Genomic DNA, 15,033 nt, shown 5'->3' with positions numbered 1-15,033 from the left:
ACATCTGACTGATATTCAGCCCGTTCAACTCTTGAAGAAATTGTTTAAATTGAAATTCGTGATAAACTCACGCTAGGTATCGATCCGGTACACCTTTCTGAAGTGGTAGCCGTAAATGCTGTAAGTAACTGCCAGGGGGAAGACATCCGGACGCCGGCTCAGGCTCCAGAAAACCAGTTTCCAGTAGTACAATCTGCTGTGGTCCACGATTCCCAGATAGAAGATGGAGCGCAGCAGGGCCAGCATGTTTTCTTTACTGAGGCGTGCGCGGGCCACTGACCGGGGTTTGAAGTTTGTCAGGAAGCCTTTCAGCCGCAGGTAATAGGCTTTGCTGGAGTAAATATTATCCAGGATTTTCTGGTAGCCCTCGAGCAGAAGCTCCTGTTTCATTTTTGGAACAAAATTCATGCTGTAGTTGGTATTGTCTCCCTCGTGTGTCCAGAGAATCCGGCCCTCCTCCTTCAGTCGCTTGTACAGTCTGGTCCGGCTGGGTGCATTCAGCAATCCCACCATGGCTGTGATAATCCCGCTGCGCTGAATAAAATCGATCTGCCGCTGGAATATCCCGGAAGTATCATGGTCAAATCCCACAATAAATCCCGCCGAGACCTCAATACCAGCCGCCTGGATTTTTTCCACACTCTCCAGCAGGTTCCGCCCCTGGTTCAGGTATTTATTGCACTCCTTCAGGCTCTCCTCATCAGGGGTTTCTATACCCACGAAAACCTTTTCAAAGCCGGCATAAGCCATGGCACTCAGTAATTCGGGATCGTCAGAAAGATCGATGGAGGCCTCTGTGGTAAAAGTATAGGGATATTTCCGTTCCCGGTTCCAGTTGCCAATGGCCGGAAGAAGCTCCTGCTTCAGACGTTTCCTGTTCCCGATGAAGTTATCATCCACAAAAAAGAGGTTCCCCCTGAATCCCGTCTGATAGATAAGATCCATCTCCTGAATCACCTGCCGGGTGGATTTCAGGCGGACTTTCCTTCCAAGCAGGGCGGTAATTTCGCAAAACTCGCAGTCGTAGGGACAACCCCTCGAATACTGAAGGCTCACCTGAGCATAATCGGAGACATTGATCAGGGAAAAATCGGGAGGTGGTGTACTCTGAATATCCGCAAATTCTTCGGTCTGATAAATCTTCCGGGGATGGCCCGTCTCCAGATCAGCAAGGAACCTGGGCAATGTAATCTCGGCCTCCTGGAGGACCAGGTGATCGATATGCGACCAGGCCTCCGGGTCGCCCGTAAAAAGAGGGCCTCCGGCTACAATTATCTTGCCCTGTTTCCTGCACCTTTCAACCACCTGGGAGGTCGATGCGGCCTGAACCGACATGGCTCCAATAAATACATAATCGGCCCATTCAATCTCTGAATCCTTCAGGGAGCGAACATTTAAATCGACCAGTTTGCGCTTCCAGGCGGCAGGCAGCATGGAAGCAATAGTCAGCAATCCCAGCGGGGGACTGACGGCTTTTTTGGAAACAAATTTCAAAGCATGCCTGAAACTCCAGTAAGTGTCGGGGATGAACGGACTGACCAGTAAGATATTCATGGCGTGGAATTTAAATTTCCATGCAAATTACCACCTTCTGACAGCTGTTAAAAATAAAGGGGACCGCTGTCCCTAAGGAGGTATAAACTGTAAAAGGCCCGGGATAAGTGACGTGTCCTGGGGGATGAATATCGTATATGCGGGATGAAGATGAACCCGTCCAGGTCTTTTAAACCTTCAGAATATTCCTCAAATAATTCAACTGTCCCGGTTTTTCGGAAGTAATGTTTCAACAATGTTACCCTTTTTCCAGGTATTTTTCAATGTCATATTTTTCAGCTATATTTAGCGCTGATTTTCCAGCACCCCAAACAATAAGAAATGAAAAAGATACTGATTACCTTTCTGGTCCTGGCTTCAACTATGCTTATGGTTTACAGTCAGACCGCTGATACTGCGTCATCTGCAACTCAGGCTATTGCAGCAAAGAAAAAATCCGCATTTATTGTATCTGGAGGGATCCAGTATCCTTCCTGGGTTTCTCTTCCCTGTAATCCTGTTTCTTCCACAGTTGAATCCAGCGGGGATGCCGTTATGGCAGGAGGCTATTTTTTCGGATTTGGAATACTTTATCCTGTGACGAATAATATGGAGGTTGGCCTGCTTGGGGAGATGGGAAGGAAGAGTGCCGATGTAGCCTTCGAGGGTGAAGCATCCAGCGGGGGTTGGGTCTTAGTGGAAACCGGATCTCATGAAACTGGAGTTTTTCCCGCTGATGTAAAGTACTTCTTTGATGCCGTTTCCATAAGGGCTGCAGTGAGATTTGTATATCCCGGCGAAAAATACAGACTCTGGGGTGGTATAGCTCCCGGAATTTTTTCAGTAAATGCAAACTTCCTTACCGCTGAACGCGACGGCACATACGGAGAGTATTCCAAGGGACAGTTCGGAATTACCTACCAGGTCGGGATCGATCTTCTGATGGGCGACATTGGGAAATTAACCATTTTTGGAGACCTGGCGTCGCCTGTGGTCGCCACAGAATACACAGATTTGTTTGGAATTGCTGATTGGAGCGCGCGCAATCACATCATGAGTCCCTACCGGTTCGGGATCGCTCTTACCATTCAGTAATTGTTCCCTGCCAGGATGACCGGTCCACGTTTAGTCCAGGATTGATCAGTCCGGATATATTACCGGGAACCAGGAAAGAAGCACAAAAAACCCGGCTCCGCACGGAAGCCGATATGCTGGTATCTGGACAAAGACCGGCTGCCGGATTTTCATCTATCCGGATAATCTAATCCTGGTACATGCAGGCACTTCGTCAATATCTTAGTATACTTGTATATGGCTTTGGTCCGCGTGCAAAAAAAGTACTCCGGTTTTTTCCTGGGCATCGCTGCCTTCCTGCTGATCATCCTGTTCACGGACCTGGAACCGGGCAAGCCTGAAGTGTCCACCACCCTGGCCATTGCCACACTGATGGCCATCTGGTGGGTCACCGAAACCATCCCCCTGGCGGTTACGGCACTGGTTCCGCTGGTCCTCTTCCCGGCCTTCGGGGTCCTGGACGGGAAAGCGGTCTCCGAGGTATATATGAACCACATCATCTTTGTTTACGTGGGTGGATTTATGATGGCCCTGGCCATGGAGCGATGGGGCCTGCACCGGAGGATCGCCCTGAAACTGCTGATGCTGATCGGGGTGAGCCCGGGCCGGATCCTGGTGGGCTTCATGGCCACCTCGGCCTTCCTTTCTATGTGGATCTCCAACACGGCCACCACCATGATGATGATCCCCATTGTGATGTCCATCGTGGTCAGTCTGGAGGAAACCCTTTCGGGCAAATCGGTCACCCGCTACGCCACGGGACTCTTTCTGGCCATAGCCTACAGCGCTTCCATCGGCGGAATGTCGACCCTGGTGGGTTCCCCGACCAACCTGGTCTGTCCCCGCATTCTCACGCTCCTCTATCCGGGAGCTCCGGATATATCTTTTACCAGCTGGATGGTCTTTGCACTGCCCATCTCGGCAGTGATGCTGGTGATGGTCTGGCTGTTAATACACCTTCGCTTCAGACCGGAAAAGAAGTGGAAGGGTATTGACCGTGATCACTTCCGCACAGCCTACCGGGAACTGGGGCCTTCCAGTCGCGAAGAACGCACCGTATTGGTACTCTTCCTGCTGCTGGCCTTCCTCTGGATCACCCGGGCCGGGATCACCTTCAGCAAGGTAAGCATCCCCGGATGGGCCCAACTCTTCCATACCCCGGATTACATAAACGACGGCACCGTGGCCATGTTTATCTCCATTCTTCTCTTTATCGTTCCGGCAGGAAAAGACCGAAAAGAACGGATCATGGACTGGAGGACCGCACAGCGGATTCCCTGGAACATTGTTCTGCTCTTCGGGGGCGGGTTTGCCCTGGCACTGGGCTTTCAGTCGAGCGGACTGGCCATCTGGTTCGGGGAGCAGCTGCTCTGGACCGAAGGGGTGCATCCCTACCTGATCCTGCTGGCCGTGGTGACCCTGATGTCCTTTCTGACGGAACTCACCTCCAATGTGGCCTCTACCCAGATGTTGCTGCCGGTCTTTGCGAGCCTGGCCATCAGCAGCGGAAACAGCCCCCTGCTTCTGATGATCCCGGCCACCCTGGCATCCTCCCTGGCCTTTATGCTGCCCACGGCCACTCCGCCCAATGCCATTATTTTCGGAACCAACCGGATAAAGATCGCCACCATGGCCCGCACCGGGTTTATCCTGAATATGCTGGGCATCCTGGCCGTGGTGCTGGTCACCTGGTTGCTGGGCAGCACGGTGTTTGACATAAAACCGGGAGTGCTGCCGCTGTGGCTGGCTCCCTGATAAATTTTGAAAGTTGCTAATATCCAAAAACATGAAGTTTGGTCGTCTGATCCTTATCGTCACCGCCTTTGCCATTGCCATGGGCTTCCTGGAAAGTGCCGTGGTGGTTTATATGCGCGAAATCCTCTACCCCGGGGGATTTGCATTTCCTCTCTCCCCCATCCCGGTAAACCTGGCCCTGACCGAACTGTTCCGGGAGGTGGCCACCCTGGTCATGCTGATAAGTATCGGGGTCCTGGCGGGAAGGAGCTTCAGTACAGGCTTCGCCTGGTTTATCTACAGCTTTGCCATCTGGGACATCTTCTACTATGTATTCCTCTGGCTGCTGCTGGGCTGGCCGGAGTCGCTGATGACCTGGGATGTGCTTTTCCTGATCCCCACCACCTGGACCGGACCGGTTCTTTCGCCGGTGCTGGTCTCCCTGAGCATGATCCTGCTGGCCATGGTGATCCTGCTTAGGGCCGGTCGCGGCCTGGAAAGCCGCATTCCCGGTAAAATCTGGGCGGGACTCATTCTGGGTTCCCTGATCCTGATTTTTGGCTTTGTCCTGGATTACTCCCAGCATATGCTGACCCACTTTTCCCTCCTTGAAATGCTGCAGGTGAAAAACCCCGAGGTGCTGGAGGCGGCCACTGCCTATATTCCCCTGCGCTTTGCCTGGTGGATCTTTGGTGCCGGTGAAGCACTGATCCTCGCCTCCATCGCATGGTACTGGAAACAGCCGGCAGGTAGCTTGTAATATTTTTTTCTATCTTAAAATGAGTTAAGCTCATACCCATGAAAAAGACCCTGTTGCGCTCCTCTTTGCCCTTTCTCTTTCCTGTGCATATAGACTGCCTGGTGAGGATATTGAATCATGAAAGATTCTGGTTATCTTTAGTAAGATGAATCCGGAGCAGCAGAACCAAATACATCCCTATGAACGAGGAATACATCGAGCAGCAACTTTTCTCCAGGCAGGACTATACCGAAACGGAGCTGCCCAAAGGCAATTATGAAAATTGCAGTTTCAGAGACTGCAATTTTGCAGCTTCTGATCTCTCCGGGATCCGTTTCCTGGACTGCAGCTTTGCCGGATGCGATCTGAGCAATGCAAAAATTTTAAAATGCTCTTTCCATGAGACCATTTTTAAGGAGTGTAAAATGCTGGGGCTCCGTTTTGAGGATTGTGACCAGCTGGGAATGACGGTACGCTTCGAGGATTGTCTGCTTGATCACGCCTCCTTCTTCCAGGTGAAACTGAATCACACGGTCTTTAAAAGTACCTCGCTGAAGGAGGTGGACTTTACCGAATGTGATCTGAAAAATGCAATTCTGGATCAATGTGACCTGCTGAATGCCACCTTCGACCATACCAACCTGGAGAGGGCCAACCTCTCCACGGCGCTCAACTACTCCATCGATCCCGAAAATAACCGAATCCGGGGAGCTAAATTTTCCCTGCCTTTCGTGCTGGGACTGCTTAAAAGCTTTCAGATTGAAATCGTTTAAACCCTTCTTTAATGAAAACGAACAAGCTGACCAGAAGAAGATTTATTAGCAGCACCTCTGCGGGTATCGCTGCGGCCATGCTTTCCTCTCCCCTGTTTGCAAAAACCATCAGGGGAACCAGCTCTGAACTGGCCCTGAGAGGGGGGACTCCTGTAAGAAGCAGCAAATGGCCACCCTGGCCCATTTGGGACAAAAAGGCCGAGGCGCCTATGCTGGAGCTGCTCCGGAGCGGAAACTGGTACCGGGGCGACGGGACCAGATGCCTAGAGTTCGAAAAAAAATATGCGGAGCTTATCGGGGCCAGGCGGGTGATCGCCACGGCCAGCGGTACCACCGCCCTGATCACTTCCCTGCACACCCTGGGAGTGGATGCCGGGGATGAGGTCATTGTCTCTCCCTTCACCTTTATCGCCACCTACAACGTGGTGTTCAATCAGAAAGCCCTGCCGGTATTTGCCGATACCGATCCGGATACCTTCACTATCAATCCGCTTAAAATCGAGGAGAAGATCAATGAACGGACCGCTGCCCTTCTGCCGGTTCACATATGCGGACTGCCGGCCGACATGAACCGGATCCTGGAGATTGGAAGGAAGCATCAGCTTCCGGTGATCGAGGATGCCTGCCAGGCCTGGCTGGCCGAATACGGAGGTGAAATGTGCGGCACCCTGGGCGACCTGGGCTGTTTCTCTTTCCAGAACTCCAAGCACATTCCTTCCGGCGAAGGAGGAGCCATTTCGGGAAACAACGATGCCCTGATGGACCGCTGTTTTGCCTACCACAACTGCGGCCGGCCCCACGGCCTGTCCATGAAGGGGATGGGCGAAAATCCCGTCCGCGGTTCCAACAAGCGAATGACGGAGGTCCAGGCCGGCCTGCTTCTCTCCCAGATGGACAGGGCGCGCAGCGATGCGGACAAACGTCTGGAGAATGCGCTCTACCTGGATTCCAGGCTCAGGGAGATTCCCGGGATTGTGCCTTACAGGCTTTCCGACGGAGCCACGCGTCCGGCCTGTCACCTCTACCCTTTCCGGTATAAAAAGGAGCACTGGGACGGACTGGCCAGGCATAAATTCATTGCCGCCCTCCGGGCCGAGGGAATTCCCTGCGGGGAAGGATACGGACAGCAGTATCTGGATGGACTGATCGAAGAGGCGATCAGCTCCAAAGGATATAAGCGCCTCTTTTCAAGGGAGCGGCTCAACAGGTACCGGGAAGAGTTACATAATTTGCCCGACAACGACCAGCTGACCCTGGAGGCGGTCTGGTTCTACCAGAACATGCTGCTGGCCGGCCGGAAAGATATGGACGATATCATCCATGCGGTTCAGAAAATCTACGAGAACCGGAGCCAGTTGCTATGACCGATAAACAGTGGGACGATTTGAAAGCAGTAATCAGAGGGGAAATTCTCTCCCCCCTGCCTGTGGGCTTTATCATCGATTCGCCCTGGCTGCCCAACTGGTACGGGATCGATATCCTGGACTATTACTCCAGCGACCGGCTCTGGCTGGAAGCCAACCTGAAGGCCATTCAAAGCTTTCCCGACGCCATCTTTCTGCCCGGTTTCTGGGCCGAATATGGCATGTGCAGCGAACCCACGGCCTTTGGGGCGCGCCCGGCCTTCCCTCAAAACGAGTTCCCCCACGCCTTCCCCCCGATAAGCTCCCCGGAAGAGATCGCCCTGCTCCGGGTACCCGATCCGCTTCAGGACGGACTGGGACCCCTGATGCTCAACAGGCTAAAACTGAATCAGCCATCCATCGAAGAGGCCGGACACAAGATCCGCTTCTCCGTCTCACGCGGACCGCTCAATATCGCCTCTTACCTGATGGGAGCCACCGAATTCCTGATGGCCATGATGACCCATCCGGAGGAGACACACCTGCTGATCCGCAAAATCACGGAGTACCTGAAAGGCTTTCACAAGCACCAGGCAACACTCTTCCCTTCCATCGACGGGATCCTGCTGCTGGACGATCTCATCGGCTTTATGGGCGAGGAACAGTTCCTGGAGTTTGGGCTTCCCTATTTCAAAGAGCTCTACGCCCCTCCGCGTTCCGTGAAGTTTCTGCATAACGACGCCGGCTGCATGGAATCGGTGCGCCACCTGCCGGAAATGGGGGTCAATCTCTTTAACATGGGGTATGATACAGATCTGAACCTGCTGAAGGAGCTGACCGCCAACCGGGTCGCCATGCTGGGTAACATTCCCCCCCGGGATGTGCTGGCCTCCGGGACGGAAGCCGGGGTCAGGGAGTCGGCCCTTCAGCTCCTGAAAGGCCTGGATGATCCCTCGCGGGTCATCTTCTCCTGCGGCGGTGGCATGCCCCCGGGGGTTCCTTCCGGAAATCTGGCTATATTTATCGAAACAGTCAAAACCTACAAACCCTGAAAGCTGCGCCATGAACCTTCAGATCTGCCTCCTGCTTGCCGGATTCCTGGGCCTCCAGGCTCCCTCCGGGCCAAAGGGCCCCCGGCTCTCCTGCGAGGAAAATGAAACCACCATCCACATCGGAAATCAGCCCGTGCTTAGCTATGTGCATTCGGAAACCCTGCCTCCCCAGGGGGTGGAGGAGGTTTATAAAAGGTCGGCCTACATTCATCCTCTCCGCTCGCCCGGAGGGGAGCGTCTCACCCGGATTCAGCCCCCCGACCACTGGCACCACTACGGCATCTGGAACCCCTGGACCCGGACCCGTTTTGGCGATATGCAGGTCGACTTCTGGAACCTGGGCGAAAAACAGGGTACCGTGCGTTTTGCCGGATACCTGGAAAAGATCGAGGGGGAGAATCTGGCCGGCTTCCGGGTCAGGCAGGAGCACATCTACTTCCGGGAGGACGGAAGCGAAGGGGTGGCCATGAATGAGATCTGGAAGGTCACGGTGCAAAACCTGGAGGGTCCTGCCTATATGGTGGACCTTCTTACCACCCTCAGTACCCCGCTGGAGAGCGGGATCACCCTGGAGGCATACCGTTACGGAGGCGGACTAGGCTACCGGGGCACTGAAAAATGGAATCCCGGAAATGCGACGGTCCTCACCTCGGAAGGAAAAACCTGGTCCGATGCAGATGCCACCCGGGCCCGCTGGGTTATCGTGGAGGGGGAATCTGCCGTGCCGGAGGGCCGCTCGGGCATCCTTTTCCTGAGTCACCCCGAAAACCGGGCCCATCCCGAACCCATGCGGATGTGGCCCCCCGACAGCAACCAGGGCAGGGAAAATATGTTCTTTGAGTTCTGTCCCATCCGTCACCGGGAATGGGTCCTGGAGCCCGGGAAGGAATATACCCTGAGATACCGGATGGTGGTTTTTGACGGCAGCATCACCACCCAGACCGCCGGGAAATACTGGAACGAGTTTCAATAAAGACCACAGCTATGAAAAGAAGAACATTCCTGAAAAACAGCGCCGCTGTCAGCGCCGGAACCATCGCGATGCCCACCATCATCCCATCTCATGTGCTGGGTAAGAACCCTCCTTCCGACAAGATCCGGATCGGGCAGATCGGGGCCGGCCGGATCGCTTTAACCCATGACCTTCCCGAAACCCTCCGGCACGAGATGGCCGTCGGGGTGGCGGTGGCCGATGTGGATATCCGCCGGGCCCGTCAGGGCAGGGAGTGGATCGGGCAGTTCTATGCCGAAAGAGGGAAGGCCGCTTATACCGATGTGGCGGTCTACCAGGACTACCGGGAGATGCTGCAGGATCCGGGCATTGATGCGGTGCTCATCTCCACCCCAGACCACTGGCACGCCCAGTGTGCCATGGAGGCGGCCCTGGCCGGCAAGGATATCTACCTGCAAAAACCGGCCTCACTTACCATCCGGGAGGGCCGGCAAATGAGCGACCTGGTGCACCGGACCGGAGTCATCTTCCAGCAGGGGAGCCAGCAGCGTGGCACGGTGCCCTGGCCCCAGTTTCACCAGGCCTGCGAACTGGTTCGCAACGGCCGCATCGGAGAGCTGGAGAAAATCGAGATCGGTCTGCCCGGCGATCCCGGAGGCGAGGAAGAGCTTCCCATGCCGGTGCCTGAGAACCTGAACTACGATATGTGGCTGGGATCCACTCCGCAACAATATTATACCGAGAAACGGGTGCATCCGCAGCTGGACCTCTCCCGTCCCGGCTGGCTGCGTTGCGAACAGTTCGGCGCCGGGATGATCACCGGCTGGGGGGCCCATCACCTGGATACGGCCCACTGGGCCATGGGAACCGAATACACCGGTCCGGTCGAAGTAGAGGCGGAGGCCACTTTTCCCTCTTCCGGACTCTGGGACGTGCATGGCGATTTTATGGTGCATGCCCGTTATGCCAACGGGGTAAGGATGCAGGTCAGCGGGTCCTTTCCCAACGGGGTAAAGTTTTACGGAAGTGAAGGCTGGATCTTTGTGAGCCGCGGCAATGAGGCGGTCACTGCCTCCGATCCCGCCCAGGCGGAAACGGTGCTGAAGGCCCTGGATGCCAGCAACCCCAGGCTCCTGGAGCCCCTGACGGACCCCGGGCGGATCCAGCTTTACAAGGCCCCGGAGCAGCATCACGACTGGCTGAATGCCATCCGCTCACGCAGGGAGCCGGTGGCCCCTGTCGAAGTGGGGCACCGTTCCTGCTCGGCCTGCCTGGTCAGTCATATCGCCATGAAGATGGATGGCAGGCTGCACTGGGATCCCGTGCATGAACGTTTCCTGGATAACGACCGCGCCAACGACCTGTTGGAAAGGCCCCAGCGCTATCCTTACGGCACCAATTTCGTTCTCTGATTACTTATGCAAAAAAAACGCTTTCATGAAAACCAATACGATCACTGCCACAGGGGCCCTGCTTCTTCTGCTGGCCTCCTGCACCAGCGGGAACCAATCCGAAACCAACACACAGGAAAACAGTCCCATGTTTAGCCCCCCGGAAGGAAAAGTTAAGCTGATGAACCTGGATCCGGGCCATTTCCATGCCGCGCTGGTTCAGAAGACCATGTACGAATCGGTCGATCCGCAGGTTTATGTCTATGCCCCCGGGGGACCGGAGCTGGAGAGTTATCTGGCTCTGATCGGCTCCTACAACTCCCGGGAGGAAGATCCCACGGCCTGGCGCGGGCAGGTTTATACCGGAGACGATTTCCTGGAAAAGATGCTTACCGAAAAGCCGGGCAATGTCCTGGTGGTTTCGGGCAATAATGCCAGGAAAACCGAGTACATCCGGAAAGCGGTGCAGAACGGGATCCACGTGCTGGCCGACAAGCCCATGGTCATCACCCCCGAAGAGTTTCCCCTGCTGGAGGAGGCCTTTGCCACGGCCGAAGAGCAGGGAGTACTGCTCTATGATATGATGACCGAAAGGTACGAGATCACCACCCTCCTGCAGAAGGAGTTTTCCCAACTGCCTGAAGTCTTCGGGGAGCTGCAGACCGGCAGCCCCAATCTTCCGGCCATCACCAAGGAAAGTGTGCACCACTTCTCCAAGCTGGTCTCGGGCGAGCCCCTGATACGCCCCCCCTGGTTCTTCGATACGGAGCAGCAGGGAGAGGGGATCGTGGATGTGACCACCCACCTGGTGGACCTGGTGCAGTGGGAAGCCTTTCCCGGCGAGGTACTCAGGAAAGAGGATATCCGGATCACCTCTTCCAAACGGTGGACCACCGCCCTGACCAGGGAGATGTTCCGGAAGGTCACGGGACTCGACTCCTACCCTTCCTTCCTGGAGAAGGATGTGGATGGCAGCATCCTGCGCGTTTACAGCAACGGCGAGATCAATTACACCATCAAAGGAATACATGCCCGGGTCTCGGTGATCTGGAATTTCCAGGCACCGGAGGGCAGCGGCGATACGCACTACTCGACCATGCGCGGCTCCAATTGTGAACTGACCATCCGGCAGGGTCAGACCGAGGACTATAAGCCCACGCTCTATATCATGCCCACCTTTATTGAGTCGCCCGAAACGTTTCGCAGCGCCTTAATTGCCGGGGTACAGAAAGTGGCGGAAAAATATCCCGGGATCGGTATCGAGGAGGTCGATGAGCTCACCTGGCGGGTGCATATTCCCGAACATTACAAAGCGGGGCATGAGGCCCATTTCGGCCAGGTCACCGAAAAGTACCTGGATTACCTGTTGAAGGGCACCCTCCCGGAATGGGAAATCCCCAATATGATCGTGAAATACTACACCACCACCGAGGGGATGAAGCAGGCCTTTGATATGAAATAAGGCTACTCGACCACCAGCGCGCCGCTCATCTCGATATCTCCCAGCCAGATCCGGCCATCCTGCTGATCCAGGTCGCCCCGGTCCACCTGGTGGTGCAGTCCCGGGAACGTGAAAAAGGCATCATAGCTTCCTGGCTGAAGCTCCCCATACTGGCCATAGTCTATCGTAAGGCTTACCGAGCTTCCCCCTTCCAGAAGCGACATCCATTCCATATCGAAGGAGTTCCAGGGATCGGGCTGGACAGGTTCTGTTTCAGAATCGATGTACCGGGAAGAGGCCGGGTCCCATACGGTCAGTCCGTTGGTGAAATAGTGAAAAAGTCCCATTCCCATCTTTCCGGGGTCCAGGTAGTAATAGCTTTCCTCATCCGGATTGCTCAGCTCCAGTCTGACCTCTACATCCTCCGGCGAGGTGTAGGTAAGCGAACGGATCTCACAGACCAGTCTCTGGCGGAACTGCCCGTACTTTTCCAGGGCCTCCGCGATCCTCGGATCTTCGCGCTCGTCGGCTGCCCCCTCTGTCAGCTCCTGACTGGTCCACATCTTATCGAGGGCTATGACAAAATCGGGATAAAAGATCTGGGGGACCAAAATCAAAGGACCGTAAACGATATAGGAGGCTACCGCCGAAAAGAGCGACAAATCATAAATCCGGGTGCTGTCGGCATAAACCGATGCGGTCCCCGGCACCGTGAACTCCTTCTCAAAGTCCAGGGGTTCCTTCAGGTAGATCAGGTGAGCACTGTAATCGTAATAGTCGATATCGTAGTGATTCAGGACCACCCGGTTTTTGGAGAGCAGGCAAAAGCCATCGGTCAGAAGCAAGGAAGGATCCAGCGGTTCTTCCGCCGGATCCTTCTCCGTTTCACATCCTGCCAGCACCAATAGCAGCAGCATGAATCGTGCGATTGCTCTGTTCATCTTCTAAAAGATGCAGCTCCCCGCGCCAGGGTTGCGTGAGGCAACCCTCTTTCAGCCAGGCGGGGCCGGCCCTGAAAATATCAGCCTTTAAATCTCGGCAAAAACTTTCTCCAGCAATGCCTTGGTGGCCTTGATGCCTTCGTCCTCGCTGAGCTCCGTACCTTCGTATTCGATGCCCACATAACCTTTAAAACCGGAGTCCTTCACGATCTTCATGATCCGCAGGTAATCCATATTGGCCTCGTTTCCTTCCGCATCGAATGCATTGGATTTGGCACTGACTCCCTTGGCATAGGGCATCAGTTCTTCCATTCCCAGGTAGCGGTCATATTCGTAAAAGTTTCCAAAATCGGGCAGGGTGCCCACATTGTCCATGCCCACTTCCTGCATGACCCCGGAGAGCCACTTTCCATCGGAAGAGTAACCCCCGTGGTTTTCCACCACCACATTGATCCCCCTGGTGGCTGCATATTCACCCAGCCTGGAGAGTCCGTCCACCGCGTGGGTGGCCACCTCTTCGGCAGTACCCTCTCCGGCGGCATTTACCCGGATGGTCTTTGCTCCCAGAAAGGCAGCCACATCGACCCAGGGTTTGTGATTTTCGACGGTAGCCTTGCGGACTTCGGGATCGGCATCCCCCAGGTTGCCCAGGGCATCGCACATGATCAGTCCCACAGTCACACCCGCCTCTTCACAATGGGCCTTAAATTTCTCCCAGTACTCCATATCATTGGCCTTGGAGAAGTAAAAGGTATTCACCAGCTCGATGCAGTAAATTCCGTATCCGGCAGCCACTTTCGGGAAATCAAAGGGATCCATCTCCCCCTTGAGCAGGGCATCGGGATCTTCCATCAGCAGCCTTCCAAACTCCGCCCAGTCGGGGGCTCCGCCAAAATAGGTCTTATGAAGGGACCACTGGGCCAGGGAGATCTGAAAATCGGGAGTGGCTTCGACAACAGCCTGCGACTCAGCTTCCGCTGCAGGTTTTTTCCCGCTGTTGCAGGAAACCAGGAAAAGAGCGGCAACAGCCACAAAAAGTACTTTAGAAAGCAGTTGTTTTTTCATATTCATCTTATATAAATTGGTTTAAACAGTTGTGCGTAAAACAGAATATTCCACACAAAGGTAATAATTGTTTGACTGCACTGCTCCGCAGCTTATCCACATTCCGGTCAGAAATGAAAATTAATCGATACAATTCCCAGCGGACTAAGTCCAATATTCAGACCTTTGGTGGTGGTAGTGTGAGGATTTGAATCATCATCCTCATGGATTGATTTAGAAAACAATAGATTCAGACAGGTCTCGGTCGACAGAGATACCGATTTGCTCAGAAACACGGTTAATCCCAGGATCGGGCGCAGACCATACTCATTGCTCTTTATGGTTTGTATATTGGTCTCATAGGGATCAATAACCGGATAGGTCACTTCATTAACAACTTTGTAAAATGAAGTGACCACATCGGCCCCGTAATAGAGCCGGAGCCGGTTGAAATTCTGGTGAAACTCATAGCCAATCCGGGGGGAGATTCCAAATGACTTCTCCTTTGACTGATAGTCTTCGCCATCTCTATCATAGCTTTTCAGGTTGAAACCGGTGGCCAGTCTGAGTGCACCTCGTTCCCCTGAAATTTTATAACCCACACCAAAGTCATGGGCGGCATTCAGATCAAAGACATTAAAAAAGCCAATATTGAGTTCGTTTCTGTTTTCGAAAAGGTTTATGGGATCCTGGGCAGAAACATGGAAGGAAAACGTGAGTGCCGCGATCAGCAAAGTTAGTTTTTTCATGAGATGTATGTTTGGGTGAATACGACACTAAATTACGCAATAAACGTGCCTGAATCTGATCCGATCGCCCGGAAAGCAAGACTATGGTGTTAGGAAGCCAGAGGTTTTATAAGTAATACCAGCGAAATACAGGCCAGACCCTTGTTGGTCCTTTATACATAATGTCGTTACATAACTCCAGATACTAAAATACTACTGATGCGTTAAATATTTGAGTTAAATAAATCTCTTTGTTCTTTGAAATTTTGATTGTCTTGAAAATCTGTT

The 15,033-nt window shown here is 54.0% G+C and carries 13 protein-coding genes; 9 read left to right on the top strand and 4 right to left on the bottom strand.

Annotated features, from left to right (window positions below; all coding sequences use genetic code 11):
* Nucleotides 1-72 precede the first annotated feature (72 nt).
* Complete coding sequence (locus P1P86_15960) at nucleotides 73-1,554, bottom strand: B12-binding domain-containing radical SAM protein (GenBank protein ID MDF1576681.1); 1,482 nt, start codon at nucleotides 1,552-1,554, stop codon at nucleotides 73-75.
* Between the two features lie 321 nt (nucleotides 1,555-1,875).
* On the opposite strand from P1P86_15960, the gene P1P86_15955 reads away from it, so the two are divergent.
* The 9 genes from P1P86_15955 to P1P86_15915 all read left to right on the top strand — a co-directional run bounded on the left by P1P86_15955 (nucleotide 1,876) and on the right by P1P86_15915 (nucleotide 12,053).
* Complete coding sequence (locus tag P1P86_15955; protein ID MDF1576680.1) at nucleotides 1,876-2,628, top strand: hypothetical protein; 753 nt, start codon at nucleotides 1,876-1,878, stop codon at nucleotides 2,626-2,628.
* Nucleotides 2,629-2,844: 216 nt separating this feature from the next.
* The gene (locus tag P1P86_15950) at nucleotides 2,845-4,362 is read left to right on the top strand and encodes an SLC13 family permease (protein MDF1576679.1); all 1,518 of its coding nucleotides are present in this window, start codon (nucleotides 2,845-2,847) and stop codon (nucleotides 4,360-4,362) included.
* A gap of 31 nt (nucleotides 4,363-4,393) precedes the next feature.
* Nucleotides 4,394-5,101, top strand: coding sequence for a hypothetical protein (locus P1P86_15945; GenBank protein ID MDF1576678.1), 708 nt, complete (start codon nucleotides 4,394-4,396; stop codon nucleotides 5,099-5,101).
* A gap of 179 nt (nucleotides 5,102-5,280) precedes the next feature.
* Entirely contained in the window at nucleotides 5,281-5,853 is a 573-nt protein-coding gene (locus tag P1P86_15940) for a pentapeptide repeat-containing protein (GenBank protein MDF1576677.1), read from the top strand.
* Nucleotides 5,854-5,864: 11 nt separating this feature from the next.
* Complete coding sequence (locus P1P86_15935) at nucleotides 5,865-7,217, top strand: DegT/DnrJ/EryC1/StrS family aminotransferase (protein ID MDF1576676.1); 1,353 nt, start codon at nucleotides 5,865-5,867, stop codon at nucleotides 7,215-7,217.
* Entirely contained in the window at nucleotides 7,214-8,248 is a 1,035-nt protein-coding gene (locus P1P86_15930; protein MDF1576675.1) for a uroporphyrinogen decarboxylase family protein, read from the top strand. The genes P1P86_15935 and P1P86_15930 overlap by 4 nt, the downstream gene beginning before the upstream one ends.
* A gap of 10 nt (nucleotides 8,249-8,258) precedes the next feature.
* Nucleotides 8,259-9,221, top strand: coding sequence for a PmoA family protein (locus tag P1P86_15925; protein ID MDF1576674.1), 963 nt, complete (start codon nucleotides 8,259-8,261; stop codon nucleotides 9,219-9,221).
* Nucleotides 9,222-9,232: 11 nt separating this feature from the next.
* Nucleotides 9,233-10,612 carry a Gfo/Idh/MocA family oxidoreductase gene (locus P1P86_15920; protein ID MDF1576673.1) on the top strand — a complete coding sequence of 460 codons (1,380 nt, stop codon included), beginning with the start codon at nucleotides 9,233-9,235 and terminating at the stop codon, nucleotides 10,610-10,612.
* A 25-nt stretch (nucleotides 10,613-10,637) separates the two neighbouring features.
* Entirely contained in the window at nucleotides 10,638-12,053 is a 1,416-nt protein-coding gene (locus tag P1P86_15915) for a putative oxidoreductase C-terminal domain-containing protein (GenBank protein MDF1576672.1), read from the top strand.
* Nucleotides 12,054-12,055: 2 nt separating this feature from the next.
* Here the strand turns inward: P1P86_15915 and P1P86_15910 are convergent, their stop codons facing one another.
* The 3 genes from P1P86_15910 to P1P86_15900 all read right to left on the bottom strand — a co-directional run bounded on the left by P1P86_15910 (nucleotide 12,056) and on the right by P1P86_15900 (nucleotide 14,766).
* Entirely contained in the window at nucleotides 12,056-12,973 is a 918-nt protein-coding gene (locus P1P86_15910) for a hypothetical protein (protein MDF1576671.1), read from the bottom strand.
* A gap of 87 nt (nucleotides 12,974-13,060) precedes the next feature.
* Nucleotides 13,061-14,038 (bottom strand): sugar phosphate isomerase/epimerase, encoded by a 978-nt coding sequence (locus tag P1P86_15905; GenBank protein ID MDF1576670.1) that lies wholly within the window; start codon nucleotides 14,036-14,038, stop codon nucleotides 13,061-13,063.
* 107 nt (nucleotides 14,039-14,145) lie between these two features.
* A complete protein-coding gene (locus P1P86_15900) occupies nucleotides 14,146-14,766 on the bottom strand; it encodes a hypothetical protein (protein ID MDF1576669.1) in 621 nt (206 codons plus the stop codon).
* Nucleotides 14,767-15,033: the final 267 nt, after the last annotated feature.

This window comes from Bacteroidales bacterium (assembly GCA_029210725.1).
Taxonomy (GTDB): domain Bacteria; phylum Bacteroidota; class Bacteroidia; order Bacteroidales.
This window is presented reverse-complemented; position numbering and strand designations above follow the sequence as displayed.